The sequence below is a fragment of the Pseudomonas sp. KH_040 genome (assembly GCF_057839305.1).
This window is the reverse complement of sequence record NZ_CM174487.1, coordinates 4,369,589-4,388,542: the sequence shown is the minus strand read 5'-3', so window position 1 is coordinate 4,388,542 and position 18,954 is coordinate 4,369,589. Positions and strand designations below refer to the sequence as shown.

Genomic DNA, 18,954 nt, shown 5'->3' with positions numbered 1-18,954 from the left:
GCAAAACAGGGGCAGACCACCGCCACGAACCGAAAGTGTTGACGCGACATCAACGCCAATAAGCCGGTCGTTGAACAGGCCGTACGTTTTTCAGGGCGCGGACTTTATCACAGCGTAGGCCTTATCCTTCAGGCATGTGACGATCTGCCACCGGATCAGGCAACAAAGTCGGCAGGTTTGTGCAAGTCAGCCCGGACACACTCTGTTAAGATTGCGCATCCTTATTTTCAAACTCTGCCAGCGGGCCTCCGGGTCAACGCTGGTGTCGTCGTTTTGCTGGAGTTGCGCATGCTGTTGCCCATTCTTCTGTTGTCCGCTGCCGGATTCACGGTGCTGACCACGGAATTTGTTATCGTCGGCCTGTTGCCGGCGATTGCCCGAGACCTCGCAGTCACCATCCCGCAGGCCGGGTTGCTGGTGACTTTGTTCGCCTTCACGGTGGCGATGTTCGGGCCTTTCCTGACCGCGTATTTCGCCCGCTTCGAGCGGCGCAAGCTGTTTATCAGCATCCTGATCATGTTTGGTCTGGCCAATACCGTGGCGGCGCTGGCGCCGAATATCTGGGTGATGGCGATTGCCCGGTTGATCCCGGCGCTCGGTCTGCCGGTGTTCTGGGCCTTGGCCAGTGAGACTGCCGTGGACATCGTCGGTCCGGATTTCGCCGGTCGCGCGATTGCCAAGATCGGTTTTGGCATTGTCTGCGCCACGGTGTTCGGCATTCCAGTCGGCACGCTGATTTCCGATGCGTTCGGCTGGCGCAGTGCCTTTGGGATTTTGGCGGTGATCGCTTTTGCCAAAGCCTTGTTGCTGTTTGTTTATCTGCCGAAAACCAGTCTGCACCAGCACCAGGTCAGCTTCCGCTCGCAATTCAAAATCCTGCGCAGTCCGCTGATGATCGGCCATATCCTGCTGTCGATTCTGGTGTTCAGCGGCATGTTTACCGCTTACACGTATCTGGCCGACATTCTTGAGCGCCTCGCCGGGTTCAACGGCACTGTGGTCGGTTGGTGCCTGATGGCCTTCGGTGCAGTCGGGTTGATTGGTAACTCGCTGGGCGGTCGTGCGGTCGATAAGCATCCGCTGGGGGCGTCGGTGTTGTTCTGTGCGTTCATGATTGCCGGCATGGTCTCGCTGGTGCCGAACATTCATTCGCCGCTGGGCTTGGCGGTGGCGATGGGGATCTGGGGCGTAACCCAGGCTGCGTTGTTCCTGGTCAGCCACGTGCGCCTGATGAAAGCGGCGCCGGAAGCGCCGGCCTTTGCCGCCTCGTTGAACATCGCCGGGGCCAATCTGGGGATCGGCCTGGGCGCCATCGTCGGTGGTCGGGTCATCGACAGCGCGGGTCTGGGCTTCCTTGGCTTTGCCGCCGCCGGGTTCATTTTGCTGTCGGTGTTCCTCGCCATGGTGCTGATGACGCTCAAGCCGCGCGAAATGTGCGCCGAGGCCTCATAGCGCGGTAAACAGCTCGCGTCGGGCACCTTCGGTAATCGCAACGATGCCGGGGTGCTTGACCTTGCGTTCCACCGAAATGGCGTAGAACGACTCGGTCACCGCGTCAGTCTGGCCAATCAGCTCGACGCCATACTGGCGCTTCACCTCATCGGCAATCACGCTCGGGCCGATAAAAATCCCGCTGCCGGATTGGCCGAAGGCCTGCATCAAGGCACTGTCATCGAATTCGCCGACAATTTGCGGCTGGATCTGCTGCTCGGCAAACCAGCGCTGCAAGCGGCTGCGCACCACGGTTTCCGGCCCGGGAATCAACAGTGGTGCACCGTGCAGGCTGCGTGGGAAATCCTGGCCGTATTTGGCTGCCAGTTCCGGGGTGGCGAAAAAACTGATCCCGCACTCACCGAGCTTTTGGCTGTAGCCCTTGATGTCGAGGTGCGAGGGCATCGGGCTGTCGGAAATCACCAGGTCCAAACGCTGGATGGCCAGATCGGCGAGCAAACGTTCGAGCTTGTCTTCGCGGCAGGTGATGCGCAGTGGTTCGTTCAGCTCCATGGTCGGTGCGATCAGGCGATAGACGATGGACTTGGGCACCACGTCTGCCACGCCGACGCGGAACAGGATCTGTTGTTCGTTGGGTTGCGCGCGCAGCATCAGTTCCAGCTCGCCACCCAGCTGAAACATTTGCTCGGCGTAGGGCAGGGCTTGGCGTCCGGCTTCGGTCAATTCGAGTTGCCGGCCGACCCGTCTGAATAACTCGATGCCATACGTCTGTTCGAGCAGTGAAATTTGCCCGCTGATGGTTTGTGGCGTCAGGTTCAGTTGCTCGCAGGCGCGCACGATGCTGCCGGTCTTGGCTACGACCCAGAAGTAATGCAGTTGTCGATAATTGAGCATGACGTTCTACAGTTCGTGAAAACCGAAGTATAGCCGCTAAAAATACGAATTTTCCTGAAGTGTTCATCTCCCTAGAATGCCCAGCCATCGACGGCTGGTCTGTGACCCTGTCTGTTCATTCGAAGGAAGCCTCATGAAATACACCATCCCAGCATTGATGTTTACGTCTTTACTGCTTCTGGCCGGTTGCGATCAGGCCGAGAAAAGCGCTCAGCAACTGATGGGCAAGGCTGCCGAAAGCGCCAAGCAAGCGATTGACGACACCCACAAAGCCGCCGAGCAAGCACTCAGCGATGCCACCGGCGGGCTGATCGAGAAGAAAGAAACACCGGAAAAAGATGCGGAAAAATCCGAATCTTCCTCCAAGACCATCTAATTCGTCTTACACAGAGTCAGGACTGACCCATGGAATATCTGTTACAGCTCGCCGCCAGCCCCACCGCCTGGGTTGCTTTGGCCACCTTGGTGGTGATGGAAATCGTGCTCGGCATCGATAACCTGATCTTTATCTCGATCCTGACCAACAAGCTGCCCAAGCAGTATCAGCAGAAAGCGCGCCGCATCGGTATCGGTATGGCGTTGATTCTGCGTCTGGCACTGTTGAGCACCATCGCCTTCATCGTGCAGCTGACTGCGCCGGTGATCGAGATTCTGGGCCAGGCGTTCTCCTGGAAGGACATGATCCTGATTGCCGGTGGTCTGTTCCTGGTCTGGAAGGCCACGACTGAAATCCATCACAGCATGGACCCGGCGCCGGAAGATCCGAAGTCGGCGACCTCGACGGTTACCCTGGGTTTTGCCGCCGCTATCGGTCAGATCCTGATGCTCGACATGGTGTTCTCGATCGACAGCATCATTACTGCGGTCGGCATGACTGAACACTTGCCGATCATGATCATCGCGGTGGTGGTGTCGGTACTGGTGATGCTGTTTGCTGCTGAGCCGCTGGCCAAGTTCATCAACGACAACCCGACGGTGGTGATGCTGGCTCTGGGCTTCCTGATCATGATCGGTATGACCTTGATCGCTGAAGGCTTCGGTGCCCACGTACCGAAAGGTTATGTGTATGCGGCGATGGCGTTCTCGGCAGCGATTGAAGTGCTGAACATGATGTCGCGTCGGGCGAGGCAGAAGAAACTGGCTGAGCAGGCGTAACTGCTGAAAGTACAAAAAACCGCCTGAACTCTTAGAGATCAGGCGGTTTTTTTTGATTCAAGATTTGCAGTGTGGAATAGATCCAGCCCCTCACCCCAGCCCTCTCCCAAGGGAGAGGGAGCCGATCTGCGTGGTTTTTAAACCTGAGTTCGGCTCGATATTTCACGTCGATGTATTTCTCAATAGCGACTCGATCAGTCCCCTCTCCCTCCGGGAGAGGGCTAGGGTGAGGGGCTTTTGCTTTTAAAGTTTGGCCTCAGTGCGCAGTTGCGTGACGCGGGCTGTGCTTCTCGGTTTTCTCAACCGCAGCAGGCTGAACCGGATGATGGTGGCGCCGCGAAATCCGCAGCACCCCCCACAACATGGCAGCCGCCACGGCCAGCCAGCCGGCAATCAACATCACAATGGTCATGGTCAGGCTCATCAGTGCCTCCTCTTCGCCCTGCATCGGGCGCACGCTTTTTCAATTCGCTCTGTGTCAGTGACAGTCTAGACAATGGGGTGTTTCAGACTATTGACCAAAGGTCGATTGCGACCAATCAGTTTGCTCTATGCAATCGATGGGTCTGCCGCTTAAGGCTATACCGCAGCCTGGCGCGGCCCTATGATCGCAGGCGTTGCCGGAACACGATGACCGGCGTCTGAACAGAGAGTGATGATGGTGCAGGTATTTTCTCGAATTCGTGCGGCGCTGCTGGTGGCGGGTTGCGCGGCCGTGTTGACCGGATGTGCAGGCAGTGTCGCGCCCGAGGTCAAGCGTCTGCCGGAGCGGGTCGAACTCAGCGGCACGTTCTATCGCGGTGAAGCCAATCAAAGCGGGCCGCAAGTGCTGGCTAGCCTGTTGTCGCAGCAGGGCATCGTGATTACCCCGGGGCTGCTCGAGAAACCATTGCACCTGCCGGGTGCCGAAGACCAATTGCAGCAGAATCTACAAAACCTTGCCCGTGAGTACGGCATGGTGGTGTACCCGCTGGACAGCAAGCTGCCAGCGCTGTTGAAGCAAGTGGCAGCGGGTTATCCGGTGATGGTGCGTTTCAGCGAGGGTTCGGCATTCTGGGCCGAACCGCGTTACGCGATCCTGTCCGGCTACGACCGCAATAAGCAGAAAGTGTTGCTGCGCGCCGGCATGAACCGTCGCGAGCTGATGAGTTTCAGTTCCTTTGAGTCGGCACTGGAAAAGTCCGGTGGCTGGGCCGTGCTGATTCAGAAACCGTCGCAGATCCCCGCAGCCGTCGACCGACAGCGCTGGCTCAAAGCGGCGGATGATCTGGCTCAGGCCGGTCAGGAAAACGAAGCGGCGCAGGCGCGCAAGGCGCTGGCAGCCCACTGAGTCTCCGTTCGTCATTTGCCGGGCACGACTGCGCCCGGCAAGCCTCCTACGAATAGAACCCGCTTTCCGCGGGTGAATCAGGAGGCGATATGACAGATTCCCAAGCACCGAAAGGCCCGCATTCGTCCGAGCATTCTTCGGGAGATGATCTGGGGTTTGATCCGGACTCGCCCGACCTCGATGATCCGCAAGTCGATCCTGTCGGCCCCGCCAAGGCGCCTCTCGACGTTGAGCCAGGCGAAGACCCCAGGAAACCAGCCAAACCCTACGATCCCCTGGCTGATCTGAAACCTTGATGCGAGGTGCGTATGAGTACTGATTCAAGCTTCGACGACCATAAACCCGACAGTGTGCCCACCACGCCAGAGCCGGAGATTGATCCGGTGCTGGACCCGGACAGCCCGCTGCGCGACCCGATGGCCCGGCCCAACGTGTTGACGCCGGAACCTGCGCGGGATCCGAGCGCGGGCGATGGCATCCCCGATGACGACAAGATGCCGCTGCCCAATGACTGATTCGCAGATGAAAAAAAGCCCCGAGGATTCGGGGCTTTTTCTTGTGCGGCAGGTTACTTGGACGCTTCGACCACGCCGCTCTGGCGCGACTTGAGATTTTTCACGGCTTTGTATTGTTGAGCCACGGCTGGGACGTTGGCGCTCCTGCCGGTTTCCACCCAGCTGCGGATGCGGCTGGCATCGGCAAAGTGGGTGTACTTGCCGAATGCGTCGAGAATCACCAAAGCGACCGGGCGATTGCCCATTTTCGTCACCAGCACCAGGCAATGCCCGGCGGGGTTGGTAAAGCCGGTTTTAGTGATCTTGATGTCCCAGTCGGCTTTATTGACCAAGTGATCGGTATTACGGAAACCCAGGGTGTAATTGGGTTTACGGAACGACACGGTTTTTTCCTTGGTGGTGGTCAGTTCGCTGAGGAGCGGATACTTATGCGCGGCCACCAGCAACTTGCTCAGGTCGCGGGCGGTGGAAACGTTACGCTCCGACAGGCCTGTCGGTTCGACGAAATGCGTGCTGGTCATGCCCAGTGCCTTGGCTTTGGCGTTCATCGCCGCGATAAAGGCGGCGTAGCCTCCCGGGTAGTGGTGCGCGAGGCTGGCGGCCGCGCGGTTCTCCGAAGACATCAAGGCGATCAGCAGCATCTCGCGGCGCGGCAGTTCACTCTTGAGTTTGACTCGGGAAAACACACCGCGCATTTCCGGTGTGTTGCTGATATCGACATTGATCCATTCGTCCATGTTCTGCCGGGCTTCAACCACTACCAAACCGGTCATCAACTTACTGACGGAGGCAATCGGTACGATCACGTCAGGGTTGCTGGAGTAGATGACTTTGTTGGTCTGCATATCCATGAGCAGGGCGCTGCCGGAGGCGATCTTCAGGGTCGAAGCGTCACGGGGGGCAGCGGTGGTTTCCGCAGCGTTGATCGTTGGCGTGATGAATGTGCCTGTAAAAGCAAAAAACAGGCTCAGAATCGAAAGACGAATTTTCACGCGGGCGAACTCATAAAGGTTGGATATTCCGTTAGTTTGTAACGGGTTATTTCTTCAAAGCGTCGCATTCTAGGAGTATGGCTGAAGATCTGTCGATGGTTGTTTGAACGACCTGAAAAACTCGTGAAAAGGCCTGTAAAAAGAGGGGTTTCCGGCGAACGGTTACAGTTTTTTCTCAGGCATGAAAAAACCCGCACAAGGCGGGTTTTTCTTATTGCTGAAAGTACCGATCAGGCGTGCAGGGTTTCTGCCGCATAAAGGGTGTTTTCCAGCAGGCAGGCGCGGGTCATCGGACCGACGCCACCCGGCACCGGAGTGATCCAGCCAGCGCGGGGCAGGGCGGTTTCGTAGACTACGTCGCCGACCAGTTTGCCGTCGTCCTGACGGTTGATGCCGACGTCGATCACGATCGCGCCTTCCTTGATCCACTCGCCTTTGACCAGGCCCGGCTTGCCGGCGGCCACCACCACCAGATCAGCACGGCCAACGTGGCCGGCCAGATCCTTGGTGAAGCGGTGAGTCACGGTCACGGTGCAACCGGCCAGCAACAGTTCCATCGCCATCGGGCGCCCGACGATGTTGGAGGCGCCGACGACCACTGCGTCCATGCCATAAAGGTCAGCGCCAGTGCTTTCCAGCAGCGTCATGATGCCTTTAGGCGTGCATGGACGCAGCAGCGGAATGCGCTGGGCCAGACGACCGACGTTATAAGGATGGAAACCGTCGACGTCTTTGTCCGGGCGGATACGCTCCAGAAGTCTGGAGGCATCCAGGTGCTCGGGCAGCGGCAACTGAAGCAGGATGCCGTCGATTGCAGGGTCGTCGTTGAGGCGATCGATCAGATCGGTCAACGCGTCTTGCGTGGTGTCAGAGGGCAGGTCGTAGGCTTGAGAGAGGAAGCCAACCTCTTCACAGTCTTTACGCTTGTGCGAGACATAAACCTGAGAGGCAGGATCGCTGCCGACCAGGATCACCGCGAGGCCGGGAGTGCGCAGGCCTTGCTGGCGACGCTCGGCAACTCGTTGGGCGATCTGCTGGCGCAGGCTGGCGGCGATCGATTTGCCGTCGATTAGTTGTGCAGTCATTGCGCGTGATTAACCATCGAGAGGGGAAAAAATGAGAACGCATTCTCGCATGTCGAGCGGTGAGGGCAAAGGCGCTTGGTCAGCAAATTCCTCTAACTCCTTTAATTAAATGAATTTTTTTCAAAAAGGATTTGACGACCTTCGGAGCGCTCTATACTATTCGTCGCACTTGTCGGGCACAGCCTAGCACTGGTTAAGAAGGTGAAGCGGAATCAAGGTTCTGCGACACTGGAAAGCACTTAGTTTGTAGTCCTTTAAGAGTACAGATTAATAAGGCGCCCGTAGCTCAGCTGGATAGAGCATCCGCCTTCTAAGCGGATGGTCGCAGGTTCGAGTCCTGCCGGGTGCGCCATTAGGCAGCTTTGGCACAAGTAACGCGATATGGTGGGCGTAGCTCAGTTGGTAGAGCACGGGATTGTGACTCCCGTTGTCGTGGGTTCGATCCCCATCGTCCACCCCATATTTCGAAAGGCGCCAGATGTAACAGTCTGGCGCCTTTGCTTTAAAAGCTTCATCCGCGGATGTGGTGGAATTGGTAGACACACTGGATTTAGGTTCCAGCGCCGCGAGGCGTAAGAGTTCGAGTCTCTTCATCCGCACCAATTAAAGCTTCATTCATGTCTTCGGGCTGGTGAGGTTTCAACAAAGAAGTTGTTTGGCTTTTTTGTTACGCAATATGGTGGGCGTAGCTCAGTTGGTAGAGCACGGGATTGTGACTCCCGTTGTCGTGGGTTCGATCCCCATCGTCCACCCCATATTTCGAAAGGCGCCAGATTTAACAGTCTGGCGCCTTTTTTGTTTTAGCGCTTCTGAAAACCGGTGATTGCCGGTTTCGGGGTGCAGGGGCAGGGCGCTTCGTCGTATTTATGTTGTTCGATGATGCTGCGCTGTTCGCCGGGCTTGCTTGCAAGAGCGGCCGTCAGGGAGTGATTGGCAGTCTCTTCTATATATAGAAGCGGTTGGCGCAGAGCCCTGGCGTGATTGGTTGTATTCGCCTGTGGGACGCGCTGCATTGGTGTGGCGGTCCCGATAATATGCCTGCTGTTTTTTTACCCGTTTTCAGTAGGGTGACTTCTTGAGTTTGACCCACTAGAATGCATGCCCTTGATTCTGGGGTCGGAAACGGCCGGCTAACGTCTGTGCAACGAGGAATATCCATGCAAGTTTCTGTTGAAAATACTACTGCTCTCGAGCGCCGCATGAGCGTCACCGTGCCGGCAGAGCGCATCGAGACTCAGGTCAACAAGCGTCTGCAGCAGACTGCCCAAAAGGCCAAGATTGCTGGCTTCCGTCCAGGCAAAGTGCCAATGAGCGAAATCAAGCGCCGTTTCGGTGCTGATGCTCGTCAGGAAGCGGTAGGCGACGTGATCCAGTCCTCCTTCTACGAAGCTGTGGTCGAGCAGAAGCTGAACCCGGCAGGTTCGCCATCGATCGAGCCTAAGTCGCTCGAAGCTGGCAAAGACCTGGAATACGTTGCTGTATTCGAAGTGTTCCCTGAGTTCACCGTTGCCGGTTTCGACGGCATCACCGTTGAGCGCCTGAGCGCTGACGTGGCTGACGCTGACCTGGACAAAATGCTCGACATCCTGCGCAAGCAGAACACTCGTTTTGAAGTGGCCGATCGCGCTGCCCAGAACGAAGACCAACTGAACATCGATTTCGTTGGCAAGGTTGACGGCGAAGTATTCGCTGGCGGCTCCGCCAAGGGCACTCAACTGGTGCTGGGTTCCGGTCGCATGATCCCGGGCTTCGAAGAAGGCCTGGTTGGTGCTAAAGCCGGCGAAGAGCGCGTTCTGAACCTGACCTTCCCTGAGGACTATCAGAACCTGGACCTGGCCGGCAAAACCGCCGAGTTCACCGTGACCGTCAACACTGTGTCCGAGCCTAAGCTGCCAGAGCTGAACGAAGAGTTCTTCGCTCAATTCGGCATCAAGGAAAGCGGCATCGATGGTTTCCGCACCGAAGTTCGCAAGAACATGGAGCGCGAACTGCGTCAGGCGATCAAATCCAAGGTCAAGAATCAGGTAATGGACGGTCTGCTGGCCACCAACCCGATCGAAGTGCCTAAGGCTCTGCTGTCCAACGAAGTTGACCGTCTGCGCGTGCAGGCTGTTCAGCAGTTCGGCGGTAACATCAAGCCTGATCAACTGCCGGCCGAGCTGTTCGAAGAGCAAGCCAAGCGCCGCGTCGTGCTGGGTCTGATCGTTGCTGAAGTGGTCAAGCAGTTCGACCTGAAGCCTGACGAAGCTCGCGTTCGCGAAATGATTCAGGAAATGGCTTCGGCTTACCAGGAGCCTGAGCAGGTCGTGTCGTGGTACTACAAAAACGAGCAGCAACTGAACGAAGTGCGTTCGGTTGTGCTTGAAGAACAAGTTGTGGATACTGTTCTGCAGAAAGCTAGTGTGACCGACAAAGCGGTCTCTTACGAAGAAGCAGTCAAGCCGGTAGAAGCTCCAGCAGCCGACTGATTGAATTTGCGTTAAGAAGTACACACCATAAGCCAGCTCTCGAGCTGGCTTATGCGTATTCAAGACATAACTATTTGGGAGCGACTGCAGAGCATGTTCCGTAATTCTTATATTCAGCAGAACTCTGATATCCAGGCCGCCGGCGGCCTGGTCCCGATGGTTGTCGAGCAATCTGCTCGTGGCGAACGCGCCTATGACATCTATTCGCGCCTGCTCAAGGAGCGAGTGATCTTTCTGGTTGGTCCGGTAGAGGACTACATGGCCAACCTGATCTGCGCGCAACTGCTGTTCCTTGAAGCGGAAAACCCGGACAAGGACATCCATCTTTACATCAACTCCCCGGGCGGTTCGGTGACTGCAGGCATGTCGATCTACGACACCATGCAGTTCATCAAGCCGAACGTGTCGACCACCTGCATCGGCCAGGCCTGCAGCATGGGTGCTTTCCTGCTGACCGCAGGTGCCCCGGGCAAGCGTTTCTGCCTGCCGAACTCGCGCGTGATGATTCACCAGCCACTGGGCGGTTTCCAGGGCCAGGCGTCGGACATCGAAATCCACGCCAAGGAAATTCTCTTCATTCGCGAGCGCCTGAACACGCTGATGGCCAAGCACAGCGGGCGTACTCTGGAAGAAATCGAGCGCGATACCAATCGCGACAACTTCATGAGTGCAGAAGCTGCGAAGGAATATGGCCTGATCGACGAAGTGATCAACCAGCGCCCAGCTTAAAATAAGCAGCTCAAAATAGGCTTGGTCGGCTGGTCTGATCAGCGGCGGGCTTGAAAAAGCCCGCAATAGCCTTCATCTTGTGTTGCAAGCCTATCGGATTTGGATCGAACGAATGACTGACACCCGCAACGGCGAGGACAACGGCAAGCTGCTCTATTGCTCCTTCTGTGGCAAAAGCCAGCATGAAGTGCGCAAATTGATTGCCGGCCCCTCGGTCTTTATCTGCGACGAGTGCGTCGACCTGTGCAATGACATCATCCGTGAGGAGGTGCAGGAAGCCCAGGCCGAAAGCAGCGCGCATAAATTGCCTTCGCCTAAAGAAATCAGCGGCATCCTTGACCAGTACGTCATTGGTCAGGAGCGTGCGAAAAAGGTTTTGGCCGTAGCGGTGTACAACCACTACAAGCGCCTGAATCAGCGTGACAAAAAGGCTGACGACGTCGAACTCGGCAAGAGCAACATCCTGCTGATCGGCCCGACAGGCTCCGGTAAAACCCTGCTGGCCGAAACACTGGCCCGCTTGCTGAACGTTCCGTTCACCATCGCCGACGCAACCACCCTCACCGAGGCGGGTTATGTAGGTGAAGATGTCGAGAACATCATTCAGAAGCTGCTGCAGAAGTGCGATTACGACGTAGAGAAGGCCCAGATGGGTATTGTCTACATCGACGAAATCGACAAGATTTCCCGCAAGTCCGACAACCCGTCGATCACCCGGGACGTTTCCGGTGAAGGCGTGCAACAGGCCTTGCTGAAGTTGATCGAAGGCACGGTCGCTTCCGTACCGCCGCAAGGTGGTCGCAAGCACCCGCAGCAGGAATTCCTGCAGGTCGACACCCGTAATATCCTGTTCATCTGTGGTGGTGCGTTCTCTGGTCTGGAAAAGGTTATTCAAAACCGTTCCACCAAAGGCGGCATCGGTTTCAACGCAGAAGTGCGCAGCAAGGAAGAAGGCAAGAAAGTCGGTGAGTCCCTGCGTGAAGTCGAGCCTGACGATCTGGTCAAGTTCGGTCTGATCCCGGAGTTCGTCGGTCGTCTGCCGGTCCTCGCGACGCTGGACGAGCTGGATGAGGCTGCGCTGATGCAGATCCTCACCGAGCCGAAAAATGCTCTGACCAAACAGTATGCCAAGCTGTTCGAGATGGAAGGCGTGGATCTGGAATTCCGGACCGACGCGCTGAAATCGGTCGCCAAGCGTGCCCTGGAACGTAAAACCGGTGCCCGTGGCCTGCGCTCGATTCTCGAAGGTGTGCTGCTCGACACGATGTATGAGATCCCCTCGCAGTCCGAGGTGAGCAAAGTCGTGATCGATGAAAGCGTGATCGAAGGCAAGTCCAAGCCACTGTATATCTACGAAAACAGTGAGCCGACCGCCAAGGCAGCACCGGACGCGTAAGCGTCCACTGCGCCGCAACAAAGAAGGGGCCTTCGGGCCTCTTTTTTTTTATGTCATTTTTTACATCCGCTTAGCGCTTGTTTTTTTTCAAGGCAGCCCCCATCTTGGTTTCAAGCTCAATTCCATCTGATTACGGCCATATGGCCGCCGTAGAGGCGAAATCATGAAGACAACCATCGAATTGCCTCTCCTGCCATTGCGTGATGTCGTGGTTTATCCGCACATGGTTATCCCGCTGTTCGTGGGGCGCGAGAAATCCATCGAAGCCCTCGAGGCCGCGATGACGGGTGACAAGCAGATCCTGCTGCTGGCCCAGAGAAACCCGGCTGACGACGATCCCGGTGAAGACGCTCTCTATCGCGTAGGTACCATCGCCACTGTTCTACAGCTTCTGAAGCTGCCTGACGGCACCGTAAAGGTTCTCGTCGAGGGTGAGCAGCGTGGCACCGTCGAACGCTTCAGCGAAGTCGACGGCCACTGCCGTGCCGAAGTGTCGCTGATCGAAGAAGTCGACGCCGCCGAGCGCGAATCCGAAGTGTTCGTGCGCACACTGCTGTCGCAGTTCGAACAATATGTACAGTTGGGCAAGAAAGTCCCGGCTGAAGTCCTGTCGTCGCTCAACAGCATCGATGAGCCAGGTCGCCTGGTCGACACCATGGCGGCGCACATGGCGCTGAAAATCGAGCAGAAGCAGGAAATTCTCGAAATCATCGATTTGTCGGCCCGGGTCGAGCACGTTCTGGCGTTGCTGGATGCCGAGATCGATCTGCTGCAAGTCGAAAAACGCATTCGTGGTCGCGTCAAAAAGCAAATGGAGCGCAGTCAGCGCGAGTACTACCTGAATGAGCAGATGAAGGCCATTCAGAAAGAACTCGGCGACAGCGACGAAGGCCACAACGAAATCGAAGACCTGAAAAAGCGTATCGACGCTGCTGGTCTGCCGAAAGACGCATTGGCCAAGGCCACGGCCGAGCTGAACAAGCTTAAGCAAATGTCGCCGATGTCCGCTGAGGCCACCGTGGTGCGCTCGTACATCGACTGGCTGGTGCAAGTGCCGTGGAAGGCGCAGAGCAAGGTACGCCTGGACCTGGCGCGCGCAGAAGACATTCTCGATGCCGATCACTACGGCCTCGAAGAGGTCAAGGAACGTATTCTTGAATACCTCGCCGTGCAAAAACGCGTGAAGAAAATCCGTGGCCCGGTGTTGTGCCTGGTCGGTCCTCCGGGCGTGGGTAAAACCTCGCTGGCAGAGTCGATCGCTCACGCCACCAACCGCAAATTCGTGCGCATGGCCCTCGGTGGCGTGCGTGATGAAGCGGAAATTCGCGGTCACCGTCGGACTTACATCGGTTCGATGCCGGGAAGATTGATTCAAAAGATGACAAAAGTGGGTGTGCGCAACCCGCTGTTCCTGCTCGATGAAATCGACAAAATGGGCAGTGACATGCGTGGTGACCCGGCATCGGCATTGCTGGAAGTGCTCGATCCAGAGCAGAACCACAACTTCAACGACCACTATCTGGAAGTCGATTACGACCTTTCCGATGTGATGTTCCTGTGCACCTCGAACTCGATGAACATCCCGCCGGCGCTGCTCGACCGGATGGAAGTGATCCGTCTGCCGGGCTACACCGAAGACGAGAAGATCAACATCGCGGTCAAATACCTCTCGCCTAAACAGATCGCCGCTAACGGTCTGAAGAAGGGCGAGCTGGAATTCGACGCAGAAGCGATTCGCGACATCATTCGTTACTACACCCGTGAAGCCGGTGTGCGTGGCCTCGAACGTCAGATCGCCAAGGTCTGCCGCAAGGCTGTTAAAGAGCACGCACTGGAAAAACGCTTCTCGGTGAAAGTGACAGCTGATCTGCTGGAACACTTCCTGGGTGTGCGCAAATTCCGCTACGGTCTGGCCGAACAGCAGGATCAGATCGGTCAGGTGACCGGCCTTGCCTGGACACAGGTGGGCGGCGAATTGCTGACCATCGAAGCCGCGGTTGTGCCGGGTAAAGGTCAGTTGATCAAAACCGGTTCGCTGGGCGATGTAATGGTCGAATCGATCACTGCTGCGCTCACTGTAGTGCGCAGCCGCGCCAAGAGCCTGGGCATTCCTCTGGACTTCCACGAGAAGCGCGACACGCACATCCATATGCCCGAAGGGGCAACCCCGAAGGACGGCCCTAGCGCTGGTGTAGGCATGTGCACGGCGCTGGTGTCGGCATTGACCGGCATTCCGGTGCGCGCCGATGTCGCCATGACCGGTGAAATTACCCTGCGTGGTCAGGTGCTGGCGATTGGTGGTCTGAAGGAAAAATTGCTGGCGGCTCACCGCGGCGGAATCAAGATTGTGATTATTCCGGAAGAGAACGTGCGTGATCTGAAGGAGATTCCTGACAATATCAAGCAGGATCTGCAGATTAAACCGGTTAAATGGATTGACGAGGTCCTGCAAATTGCGCTGCAATACGCGCCGGAGCCCTTGCCGGATGTGGCTCCGGAGATAGTTGCCAAGGACGAAAAACGTGAGTCTGACTCTAAGGAAAGAATTAGCACGCATTAATACGCTTTTGACTGGGGGGCTTCCTTGACAGTTTTTTAGAGCCCTTGTTATAAAGCGGCTCTTAAGTGTCTGTAGGCCATTCAGCACTCGTTTTTGCTTTCACCAAAAAACTTAGAATCATCTCAAAATAGATATAAGGGGACTTAGAGTGAACAAGTCGGAACTGATTGATGCTATCGCTGCATCCGCTGATATCCCGAAAGCTGCTGCTGGCCGTGCGCTGGACGCTGTAATCGAATCCGTCACTGGCGCTCTGAAGGCTGGCGACTCCGTTGTTCTGGTTGGTTTCGGTACTTTCTCCGTGACGGACCGTCCGGCTCGTACCGGTCGTAACCCTCAGACCGGCAAGACTCTGGAAATCCCGGCTGCCAAGAAGCCAGGTTTCAAAGCCGGTAAAGCACTGAAAGAAGCTGTTAACTAAGTTTTCAGGTTTTTACCCATCCGGGTCGGGGTCATGCCTGACTTGGCAGCGGAGCGGTAGAGCAGGTCGCTGAAACAGTGGCCTGTAACGCCGGGATCGAGGGTTCGAGCCCTGTCCGCTCCGCCAGTTACGAGAAGGCGCATCCTCGGATGCGCCTTTCTTCTATCCGGATTCTACCCACGCTCCACGGTTGCCTAATTTTGAAGTTCAACCGTTTCTGGGGGACGCATGCTGCAGAATATCAGGGACAATTCACAAGGCTGGATTGCCAAGACCATTATCGGGGTCATCGTTGCACTGATGGCTCTGACCGGTTTCGACGCCATTTTCCAGGCCACGACTCACAAGAATGAGGCGGCCAAGGTCAACGGTGAAGAAATCAGCCAGAACGAACTGAGTCAGGCCGTTGATATGCAACGCCGTCAGTTGATGCAACAGTTGGGCAAAGACTTCGATGCTTCCTTGCTTGATGAGAAAATGCTGCGCGAATCGGCCCTCAAGGGTCTGATCGATCGCAAGCTGCTGCTGCAAGGCGCCGAACAAGCGAAATTCGCTTTCTCCGAAGGCGCACTGGACCAAGTGATCCTGCAAACACCTGAATTCCAGGTGGACGGCAAGTTCAGCTCCGAGCGCTTTGACCAGGTGATCCGTCAACTGGGTTACAGCCGTATGCAATTCCGCCAGATGCTGGCTCAGGAAATGCTGATCGGCCAACTGCGTGCCGGTGTGGCTGGCAGCGGTTTCGTCACCGACGCTGAAGTGTTGGCATTTGCCCGTCTGGAAAAACAGACCCGCGATTTCGCCACCCTGAACGTCAAGGCTGACCCGGCAGCGGTCAAACTGACCGACGACGAAGTCAAGGCGTACTACGACGAGCACGCCAAGGAGTTCATGACTCCGGATCAAGTGATCATCGATTACGTAGAACTGAAGAAGTCTTCGTTCTTCGATCAGGTTGCGGTCAAGGACGAAGACCTGCAGGCGGCGTATCAGAAAGAGATCGCCAACCTGTCGGAACAGCGTCGTGCCGCGCACATTCTGATCGAAGTGAACGACAAGACCACCGAAGCTCAGGCCAAGGCGAAGATCGACGAAGTCCAGGCGCGTCTGGCCAAGGGCGAGAAGTTCGAAACGCTGGCCAAGGAGTTCTCGCAGGACCCGGGTTCGGCCAACAACGGTGGTGACCTCGGTTATGCAGGTCCGGGTGTTTACGACCCGGCGTTCGAAAAAGCCTTGTACTCCTTGTCGAAAGACCAGGTGTCCGAGCCGATTCGTACTGACTTCGGTTACCACTTGATCAAGCTGCTGGGTGTGGAAGCGCCTGAAGTGCCGACTCTGGCCAGCCTGAAAGACAAGCTGACCCGCGAGCTGAAAGCCGCACAGGTCGAGCAGCGTTTTGTCGAGGCGACCAAGCAACTGGAAGACTCGGCGTTCGAAGCGTCTGACCTGGCTCAGCCAGCGGCGGATCTGAAGCTGACCGTGCACACCTCCAAGCCGTTCGGTCGTGAGGGTGGCGAAGGTGTTGCGGCCAACCGTGCCGTGGTCACCGCAGCGTTCAGCACTGAAGTGATCGACGAAGGTGCCAACAGCACCGCCATTGAGCTGGATCCGGAAACCGTGATCGTGCTGCGTTCCAAGGAGCACCTGAAGCCTGCGCAACTGCCGCTGGAAAGCGTGAATGTGGCTATCCGCACTCAGTTGACCAAAGAGCACGCCAGTGCGGCTGCCAAGACCAAGGCCGAGAAGCTGATTGCTGATCTGCGTGATGGCAAGGCGCCGTTGGACAAGGCAGTTGAGGGTCAGAACTGGAAAGCCACCGAAGCGGCCACTCGTGGTCAGGAAGGTGTTGATCCGGCGGTGCTGCAGGCGTTGTTCCGTATGCCGAAGCCGGCTGCCAAGGACAAGCCGACGTTCACCAGCGTGACGTTGCCCGATGGCAGTCTGATGATCGTGCGTCTGAATGGCGTTAACGAAGCGGCTGCGCCGACGGATGAAGAGAAGGTTCAGTACCGTCGTTTCCTTGCTTCGCGTGAGGGGCAGCAGGACTTTGCGGCGTATCGCAAGCAGTTGGAAGCTCAGGCTGAGATCAAGCGGTTTTGATGTCTGATTGAGCTGTGATGTGATGTGAAAGCCCCGGCCTTATGGTCGGGGCTTTTTTTTGGGCGTTGGGTGGTGGCGGCCTTTGGGCCGACCATGTTCTTGGGGTTTTTGGGGTATATCCGTTTCTGCGGGTGTTGCCGCTGGCGGTTCCGCCCTTACGGCGGGTCACTTTGGCAAACGCCCCAAAGTAACCAAAGGTCTGTGCCCTGACGTTCGGCCCGCTCGCTGGGGCTCGGGGTTCCTTCGCTCCGGGATTCATCCGGGGGCATCGCCTACGGTTTGCTTCGCTGCACCTCCTCTCGATGTGTTCGACTTCGTCGAACGGTCGCTGCGCTCCCACCCCCGGATAAATCCCTCCACTCAGCCTGCCGACGGGCCTTCAGATCAAGATCAAAAGCTGCAGCCGAGCTAACGCTCATCCTGTTGAGTGGGGCGGCTTTGCCGCGTGGGCGGTATACAAATTAACTGTGGGAGCGAGCTTGCTCGCGAAGGCGGCCTGACAGCCGACCCATCTTCTGTCTGATGTACTCAGTTCCATTGTAGGAGTGAGCCTGCTCGCGATGGCGGCCTGTCAATCGGCCGATTTCCAGCGGTCAGGTCTTAATCCAACAGCTCATTCGATCTCATTCGGCTCTTGGAAAACCATGTTTCCGAGCTTTGATAGTTGCTGACAGGGTCAACACCAATAACCCTGCAACGATCCACGGAAACGCCCCAACCCCGGGATTACCCAGCAACAAACCACCCACCAACCCCCCACCAGCAATCCCGACATTCCACAACGTCACCAGCATCGATTGCGCTGTGTCAGCAGCCTCTTTCGCGGTTTTCGCTGAGGCGGTCTGCAGCAGCGATGGCATTGCGCCAAACGCCAGTCCCCACACAGCGGTGGCGATGTACACCACATTCGGCGAGTCGCGCCACAGACCCAGTGCTATCGCCGAGAGCATGAACAATCCGGCGCTGATCAATACCAGTTCGCGTAGCCAACGGTCGATCAGGCTGCCGACGATCCACAGGCTCAGCACCGAGGCGAGGCCGAATACCAGCAACACGCGGTCGACATTGGTATCCAGCCCGGAAAGCTGCAGAAAGGGCGCGATGTAGGTGTAGAGCAAGTTGTGCGCGACGACGTAGGTGAGGGTGACAAACAATACGGCTCGCACGCCCGGCAAGTTAAACACCTGACGCAGCGGCATGCGCTTTCCCACGCGTTCGCCGGCGAAGTCCGGTACTTGCCAGCGTACCCAGACCACCAACACTACGGTCAGCGCGGTCATGATCGCGAAGCTCAGACGCCAACCGATCAGGCTGCCGAGCAGGGTGCCGACGGGTATTCCCAGCGATAGCGCGAGCGGCGCACCGAGCATGGCCACGGTGATGGCGCGGCCTTGCAGGTGCGGGGCGACCATACGGCTCGCATATCCGGCCAGCAGTGCCCAAAGTAATCCGGCAAATACGCCGGCAATGAAACGTGCAATCAACGTTAGCCAGTACAGCTCCGACAGCGCGGTGATGCTGTTGGCGATGGCAAAGCCGCCGATGGCGGACAGCAGCAGCGGTCTGCGCCGCCAGCCGCGGGTGGCGATCGTCAGTGGAATCGCTGCCAGAATCGAGCCGATTGCGTACAGCGTGACCAATTGCCCGATCAGCGCCTGGGAGACATTCAGGCCGCTGCTCATCTGCGGCAACAGGCCGGCGGGCATGGCTTCGGTCATGACCGTAATGAATCCGGCGGTGGCCAGTGCCAGCAGCGCAGCAAGGGGTAATCGCTCGCGGCGTTCGGCAGGTTGTTCAAGTGCGGGGCAATCGAGTTGTGCGTCGTTCATGAGCCGGCATCCGTGTGCAGAGTTGACG

The 18,954-nt window shown here is 57.2% G+C and carries 17 protein-coding genes and 4 tRNA genes; 16 read left to right on the top strand and 5 right to left on the bottom strand.

The genetic code is table 11. The annotated features are described in order from the left end of the window. The first annotated feature begins 288 nt into the window (after positions 1–288). Positions 289–1,452: an MFS transporter gene (locus AC3IUF_RS19495; protein ID WP_007917347.1), complete on the top strand. Its 1,164-nt coding sequence runs from the start codon at positions 289–291 to the stop codon at positions 1,450–1,452. Here AC3IUF_RS19495 and nhaR read toward each other — a convergent pair. Then, positions 1,447–2,346: a transcriptional activator NhaR gene (gene nhaR, locus AC3IUF_RS19490; RefSeq protein ID WP_007917345.1), complete on the bottom strand. Its 900-nt coding sequence runs from the start codon at positions 2,344–2,346 to the stop codon at positions 1,447–1,449. The two genes, AC3IUF_RS19495 and nhaR, sit on opposite strands and share 6 nt — an antisense overlap. 133 nt (positions 2,347–2,479) lie before the next feature. Between nhaR and AC3IUF_RS19485 the strand changes: the two genes are divergently transcribed. Continuing rightward, complete coding sequence (locus AC3IUF_RS19485) at positions 2,480–2,722, top strand: hypothetical protein (protein ID WP_007917343.1); 243 nt, start codon at positions 2,480–2,482, stop codon at positions 2,720–2,722. 29 nt (positions 2,723–2,751) lie between these two features. Then, the gene (locus AC3IUF_RS19480) at positions 2,752–3,501 is read left to right on the top strand and encodes a TerC family protein (protein WP_007917342.1); all 750 of its coding nucleotides are present in this window, start codon (positions 2,752–2,754) and stop codon (positions 3,499–3,501) included. 256 nt (positions 3,502–3,757) lie between these two features. Here AC3IUF_RS19480 and AC3IUF_RS19475 read toward each other — a convergent pair whose 3' ends face one another. Beyond that, a complete protein-coding gene (locus tag AC3IUF_RS19475; RefSeq protein WP_176472385.1) occupies positions 3,758–3,925 on the bottom strand; it encodes a hypothetical protein in 168 nt (55 codons plus the stop codon). Positions 3,926–4,159: 234 nt separating this feature from the next. Between AC3IUF_RS19475 and AC3IUF_RS19470 the strand changes: the two genes are divergently transcribed. The 3 genes from AC3IUF_RS19470 to AC3IUF_RS19460 all read left to right on the top strand — a co-directional run bounded on the left by AC3IUF_RS19470 (position 4,160) and on the right by AC3IUF_RS19460 (position 5,346). Then, entirely contained in the window at positions 4,160–4,831 is a 672-nt protein-coding gene (locus AC3IUF_RS19470) for a peptidase C39 family protein (RefSeq protein ID WP_007917339.1), read from the top strand. 89 nt (positions 4,832–4,920) lie between these two features. Further along, positions 4,921–5,127 (top strand): DUF6021 family protein, encoded by a 207-nt coding sequence (locus AC3IUF_RS19465; protein WP_007917337.1) that lies wholly within the window; start codon positions 4,921–4,923, stop codon positions 5,125–5,127. Positions 5,128–5,139: 12 nt separating this feature from the next. Further along, complete coding sequence (locus AC3IUF_RS19460) at positions 5,140–5,346, top strand: hypothetical protein (RefSeq protein WP_007917335.1); 207 nt, start codon at positions 5,140–5,142, stop codon at positions 5,344–5,346. Between the two features lie 53 nt (positions 5,347–5,399). On the opposite strand, the gene pbpG is transcribed toward AC3IUF_RS19460, so the two are convergent. Then, positions 5,400–6,338, bottom strand: coding sequence for a D-alanyl-D-alanine endopeptidase (gene pbpG / locus AC3IUF_RS19455; RefSeq protein WP_007917333.1), 939 nt, complete (start codon positions 6,336–6,338; stop codon positions 5,400–5,402). Between the two features lie 230 nt (positions 6,339–6,568). Then, positions 6,569–7,423, bottom strand: a complete 855-nt coding sequence (folD, locus tag AC3IUF_RS19450) for a bifunctional methylenetetrahydrofolate dehydrogenase/methenyltetrahydrofolate cyclohydrolase FolD (protein ID WP_007917331.1) — start codon at positions 7,421–7,423, stop codon at positions 6,569–6,571. Positions 7,424–7,698: 275 nt separating this feature from the next. Between folD and AC3IUF_RS19445 the strand changes: the two genes are divergently transcribed. The 10 genes from AC3IUF_RS19445 (at position 7,699) to AC3IUF_RS19400 (ending at position 17,097) form a co-directional block, all read left to right on the top strand. Beyond that, positions 7,699–7,775, top strand: a tRNA-Arg gene (locus AC3IUF_RS19445). 32 nt (positions 7,776–7,807) lie between these two features. Then, a tRNA-His gene (locus tag AC3IUF_RS19440) sits at positions 7,808–7,883 on the top strand. A gap of 57 nt (positions 7,884–7,940) precedes the next feature. Next, positions 7,941–8,025 (top strand) — tRNA-Leu (locus tag AC3IUF_RS19435). A gap of 77 nt (positions 8,026–8,102) precedes the next feature. Then, positions 8,103–8,178: transfer RNA gene (locus tag AC3IUF_RS19430), tRNA-His, on the top strand. Between the two features lie 402 nt (positions 8,179–8,580). Continuing rightward, the gene (gene tig, locus AC3IUF_RS19425; RefSeq protein WP_038362792.1) at positions 8,581–9,891 is read left to right on the top strand and encodes a trigger factor; all 1,311 of its coding nucleotides are present in this window, start codon (positions 8,581–8,583) and stop codon (positions 9,889–9,891) included. A gap of 93 nt (positions 9,892–9,984) precedes the next feature. Beyond that, entirely contained in the window at positions 9,985–10,620 is a 636-nt protein-coding gene (gene clpP / locus AC3IUF_RS19420) for an ATP-dependent Clp endopeptidase proteolytic subunit ClpP (RefSeq protein WP_007951559.1), read from the top strand. Positions 10,621–10,732: 112 nt separating this feature from the next. Continuing rightward, on the top strand, positions 10,733–12,016 hold the full coding sequence (gene clpX, locus AC3IUF_RS19415; protein WP_003223632.1) for an ATP-dependent Clp protease ATP-binding subunit ClpX: 1,284 nt from the start codon (positions 10,733–10,735) through the stop codon (positions 12,014–12,016). A 163-nt stretch (positions 12,017–12,179) separates the two neighbouring features. After that, positions 12,180–14,576, top strand: coding sequence for an endopeptidase La (gene lon, locus AC3IUF_RS19410; RefSeq protein ID WP_007917325.1), 2,397 nt, complete (start codon positions 12,180–12,182; stop codon positions 14,574–14,576). Positions 14,577–14,724: 148 nt separating this feature from the next. After that, entirely contained in the window at positions 14,725–14,997 is a 273-nt protein-coding gene (locus tag AC3IUF_RS19405; protein WP_003183171.1) for an HU family DNA-binding protein, read from the top strand. A gap of 228 nt (positions 14,998–15,225) precedes the next feature. Further along, positions 15,226–17,097 carry a SurA N-terminal domain-containing protein gene (locus tag AC3IUF_RS19400; protein ID WP_123376242.1) on the top strand — a complete coding sequence of 624 codons (1,872 nt, stop codon included), beginning with the start codon at positions 15,226–15,228 and terminating at the stop codon, positions 17,095–17,097. Positions 17,098–17,720: 623 nt separating this feature from the next. On the opposite strand, the gene AC3IUF_RS19395 is transcribed toward AC3IUF_RS19400, so the two are convergent. Beyond that, positions 17,721–18,926: an MFS transporter gene (locus AC3IUF_RS19395; protein WP_489279025.1), complete on the bottom strand. Its 1,206-nt coding sequence runs from the start codon at positions 18,924–18,926 to the stop codon at positions 17,721–17,723. Positions 18,927–18,954: the final 28 nt, after the last annotated feature.